Source organism: Paenibacillus sp. JCM 10914 (genome assembly GCF_001315105.1).
Taxonomy (GTDB): Bacteria; Bacillota; Bacilli; order Paenibacillales; family Paenibacillaceae; genus Paenibacillus_AQ.
Map to the genome: position 1 here is coordinate 1 of NZ_BAZR01000063.1, position 5,000 is coordinate 5,000.

General features: G+C 40.7%; 4 protein-coding genes. All 4 read right to left on the reverse strand.

Going from position 1 to position 5,000, the window contains the following annotated elements; translation table 11 throughout:
• Positions 1–164 (reverse strand): condensation domain-containing protein (locus tag JCM10914_RS32095; protein WP_162834844.1); only part of this gene is annotated, 164 nt, incomplete at its 3' end.
• Positions 165–195: 31 nt separating this feature from the next.
• The gene (gene sbnA / locus JCM10914_RS27955) at positions 196–1,158 is read right to left on the reverse strand and encodes a 2,3-diaminopropionate biosynthesis protein SbnA (protein ID WP_023967517.1); all 963 of its coding nucleotides are present in this window, start codon (positions 1,156–1,158) and stop codon (positions 196–198) included.
• Between the two features lie 26 nt (positions 1,159–1,184).
• Entirely contained in the window at positions 1,185–2,930 is a 1,746-nt protein-coding gene (locus JCM10914_RS27960) for an ABC transporter ATP-binding protein (RefSeq protein WP_023967518.1), read from the reverse strand.
• Positions 2,927–4,702, reverse strand: coding sequence for an ABC transporter ATP-binding protein (locus tag JCM10914_RS27965; RefSeq protein ID WP_023967519.1), 1,776 nt, complete (start codon positions 4,700–4,702; stop codon positions 2,927–2,929). The genes JCM10914_RS27960 and JCM10914_RS27965 overlap by 4 nt, the downstream gene beginning before the upstream one ends.
• Between the last annotated feature and the right edge of the window lie 298 nt (positions 4,703–5,000).

The window sequence follows — 5,000 nt, forward strand, 5'->3', positions numbered from 1 at the left end:
TTATTAACGCTTTGCCGAAAAAGATGAAGATCAAGCTCACCCCGCAGCTTTAAATGCATTTGCAAAAAATAAGCCTGATCTTCATCATGCAGACGATGAAACAACATTCCCTCCTGCATCGGTGTTAAGGAATAGATTTGTTGAATGTCTACCGTTCCACTCATTCCAATCCCCCACTCTACTAAATTTATAATTCTATTTCATTTCATTTACTTGAAGATACTCGGAAAACCAAGCCTCATTATAGATCGTACTGACATATCGATCGCCCCTATCCGGTAAAACGGTGACCACGTTCAACGGAGCAGCTATATCTTTGTTAGCAAAATATGATTTGATGGCTGCCAGTACAGCTCCTGAGGAACCGCCTGCTAAAATGTTGTACTTGTAGAAAAATTCATGGCAACTAAGAATGATTGTCGGTTCGTCAACGATCATTATTTCATCAATGAAAGCATGTTTGACAAGTTCAGGCACCATGCTGGAACCCATGCCTGGTATTGTACGCTTTTCAGGAGGATTACCGAAAATCACCGAGCCCTTTATATCCACCGCGATTACCTTCGCGTTTGGGAAACGCTCTTTAATACAACGGGATACACCCAAGATGGTTCCCCCCGAACTAACTGCCATGAATACATAATCAATTTCCGCAACGCTTTCACAAATCTCCTTGCCTAATGATTTATAATAAGCTTCTCCCATTTGAAGGTTTGAATATTGGTTAATCCAGTACGAGTTAGGAATAGTTGATATGAGTTGATTCACTTTCTTAATCCGGTTTAACAAATAACCTCCGGTATGATCCCTTTCCGCTATTTTGTAGGTTTTGTAGCTTAACATTTTGACCAAATTCTCATTTTCCAAGCAAATGTTACTGTCAATGACGCAATGAAATTTCAAACCATAATATCTGCAATAATGCCCAAGAGCAATGCCGAAATTTCCTGAAGAGGACTCTACGATTTCAGTGTCTTGATCAATGACTCCAGCATTCAACATACTTTTGAGTACATAAGAGGCAGCTCTGTCCTTTACACTTCCCGTCGGATTCATGAATTCCATTTTTGCGTAGACATTCAAGGCAGGTTGTTCCTCGATACACAATTTAATCATCGGGGTATTACCCAAATTACAAAGGACACTGTCATAGATCACTGAAATTCCCCTTTTCATAATTTTTTTTATATGCCATCTTCGTTAAACTGAATTAAGCGACGGTAAGCACCATTACGCTTGATCAAATCCTCATGAGTTCCAGATTCTACGATTCTGCCTTTGTCCATTAAGTGAATTTGATCCGCATCGATAACCGTGAATAAACGATGAGCGACTTTAATAGTGGTACGATCTTTCATCAACTCTTCAAGTGCCGAATGGATTAACGCTTCTGACTCCGTATCCAGGGATGAAGTAGCTTCATCTAAGAGAAGGATCGGTGCATTCTTTAGTACAGCTCTTGCAATCGCTATTCGTTGTTTTTGCCCACCGGAGAGATTCTGTCCATTCGCCTCCAATCTAGTTTGAAAACCATCCGGCAATCCCTCTATGAACTCAAGCGCGTTGGCAGTCTTGCATGCCTCTATGATTTCATCCCTAGTGGCACTCGGTCTCGCATGCTTGATATTTTCTTCTATTGTGCCGTTAAATAAATAACAGTCTTGGGATACAAAAGACATCATTGCCCGAAGTTCAGTCAAGCTAAAGTCAGTAATAGGTTTGCCATTTATGTGTACCGATCCGTGATCGACTGGATAGAACCCGAGAAGGAGTTTGAGTAAAGTACTTTTCCCACAACCGCTCGATCCAACAATTGCAACCATCTCATTCTTCCCGACAGTCAAACTCACATTGTCAATTACTGGTTTACCAGCTTCGTAAGAAAACACTACATTGTTCAGTTCTATAAAAGCCGATTCACGAGACATGGCTCCTTCCATCGGCCAGGAACGTGGCTCCATTTCCTCATCCAGTAAATCCGTAACCCTCCTGGCCCCCGACAGTGAGACCTGTAATTCTGGGATCCGTCTACCAAACTCCAAAACTGTGAATGTCAGACTTGATTGGATTTGTACAAGTGCCATTAATGTTCCGAGCCCAACCGACCCCTCAACGACAAGAATAGCGCCTATGACGAAGGTACCCATAAAATTGGACAAACTGATGAAATAATTAATTGACTCTAAGGATGCTTCCCTATATCCCAGCGTTAAGGATGATTTTCTGACATTATCAGCTGTCTGCTCGTAAACGTTGTCCAACCTATCCGATCTGAACATTTTTATTTCCTTAAATCCGTTCAGCATATCGGTGAATTTACCAGCCCATATGGCCAATTGCTTGATCAATGAATCACTGTGAGACCGGATCGAACGCGAAATATAGATGTTGAGCCCAACAGATACAAGAGTAAACGAAAGCAAAATCACGGACAGCTTCCATTCAATGGCAAGCATAAATGCTACAAAAACCGAAGAACTTAATCCGCTATAAAACAAAGAATAAATAAACTCTTGATAGATTCGTTCGATGCTTTGAACATCATTTGTTAACCTGGACAACAGGTTACTAGAATGTGTTTTCTCTGAAAAAGCGATGGGTAGCCGAATAATTCTGCCAAACAAAGTTGTCTTTAGACCTGCAATCGTCTTTTTTATCCCAGCTACACCCATGTACTTAAAAAATGGAGTGCTAACGATAACCAAAAGAACGACCGTACAAATTAATAGGATCGCTTGATTGATGAAGGTCGTGTCTTTTTCAACTGCCGCTTCGACAATAAACTTGAAAACATACGCTTGTGCAAATACTAAACTTATTTTTAATCCACTTTCGCCTATCATCCCAATTAAAAAACCACGTCGATTACCTTTGAGAAAAGACAACACCCGTTTAAGTTCCAAGAACAACGAAGAAATGTTCGATATCATAAGCTCATCCTCTGCAGTCGTTCTTCTTCCAACATGGCACCATCAGACTGATCATGTAATCTTCGATACAACCCATCGTCCTTCTCGAGAAGCTCATGATGAGTTCCCCGTTGAACGATTTTCCCTTGATCTAAAACTAGAATAAGATCTGCGTCTCGAATGGTGGTTAGCCGATGTGTAACAATAAGAACAGTCTTATCTTTCCACAATGCGGTCAGATTTTCTTGCAGTACATTTTCAGACCCCATATCCAAGGCGGAGGTAGGTTCGTCCATTAATATGATCGGGGCATTTTTAATGATGGCGCGTGCAATGGAAATCCTCTGCCTCTGCCCACCGGACAAACTCATTCCTCTTTCTCCTACCATAGTCTGATAGCCCTCAGGCAACTCAATAATAAAGTCATGAGCGTGGGACGATTTGGCAGCGGCAATAATTTCCTCAAGCGAGGCTTCCGGTTTTCCGAGTGCAATATTCTCAGCGATAGTAACCGGGAACAAATAACTATCTTGTGAAACAATGGAAATCAAACTCCGCAAATGTTGCCTATCAATTTGCCCGATCTCCGTTCCGTTCATTTCAATTAGTCCACCACTATTGTCGTAAAATCCACAAATCAATTTGAACAACGTACTTTTTCCGCTACCGCTTGAGCCGATAACGGCAACTATTCGGTTTGGACCCGCAGCAAAACTTATGTTCTGAAGAACGTTATGGCGGTCTTGATAAGAAAAACTTACGTCCTTGAATTCCAGATGAATCGGAGTAACTATGCGCAAGCCAGTCGTTGTTTGTCCTTCATCACAAGATTCTGTCCGCCAGACAAAAAAGTCTCCAATCCTTTTGACTATTCCTTTAAGCTCTCGGTAATCAGCCATTAATCCTGGAATTTCGGATATCGACTGCACCATAAAATTGAGAAGGAACATGTAAATGATTAATTCACCTGGTTGTAGACGTCCATAAATGGTGAAGTAGCCCCCTAACACAAAACAAATGATAATAGGAAGGCTCTGTAAAATCATTTGAATGGAACCGAGGGCAGATTTTTTCTTTTCCAACAATAGGCTCTTGTTCAGAGAGTCCCTCAATACGGAAGAATATTTCTGTTCCATCTGATTTTCGGTGGCAAAAATCTTGATCATCTGTATTCCATAAATGGAATCCTGTGCAACGGAATTGGCCTCTCCCGCATAATGTTGGGCTTGCTCGGATAGCTTTGTAATGGGGCGAGTGGTAATATTCACAATTAGAATAAAGACTGGAACAACCAAAATGCATGAAAGTAGTAATTGCCAATTTAATATTATTAAGTAGGTGAGTGACAATACAATCATGATAGGATGATAGAAGTAATTGGTTATTTTTTTCTTCAAAAATTCGTTTACATAAGGAAGATCGTTCGTTAGACGTGCTACAATATCGCCTACTTGTTTTTTCTCCGCTTGTTCCACTGTCATTCTTTTCAGATGGCGATAAATCCGAATTCGAATACGGTGCGTGACAGATGCACTAAATTTCGCCGACGAAAAACGGTTCATAAAAATGGAGAGCATTCCTACAGCGATGATCGCAGCGATTATGCTAATTTGTCCTCCCAGGCTCCCCTCTTCCTTGGACAAGACCGATTCGATTATTTGATTGAAAACATTGGCCAATAAAATATAAGTCACTGCACTGATAATAGAGAATACGACCGATATACCCAGCCAAATAGAATATCTGCGCATATCTTGTAAAAGGCTCATCTTTGGTTCTACATCGTTTTCCAAACTCACACTCCCTGTCATTAGAGTTTCAATTCAACCAATCGAAAAAATGTGTGACGGACGTCTGAGGACAGGATTTCGAAACTTCTACGTATTTCCTCGAAATCACTGTCCACAGTTTCTTGTTAGGATGATCATCCAACGAAATTAACCAATCCATGATTAACCGATGATATACCAACTCTTACGTCCTTGGTTACGTGCTAAATTCCATCACCAAACTCATTGATAAACTAACTAGAAATCATAGATTTGTCTATTTCACACATGACAACTCTCCTTCAATATTGATTGCAAAACA

Excerpts from the sequence above, each read along its gene's own strand:
- JCM10914_RS27960 (WP_023967518.1), bottom strand. The coding sequence starts at position 2,930 with ATGATATCGAACATTTCTTCGTTGTTCTTGGAACTTAAACGGGTGTTG.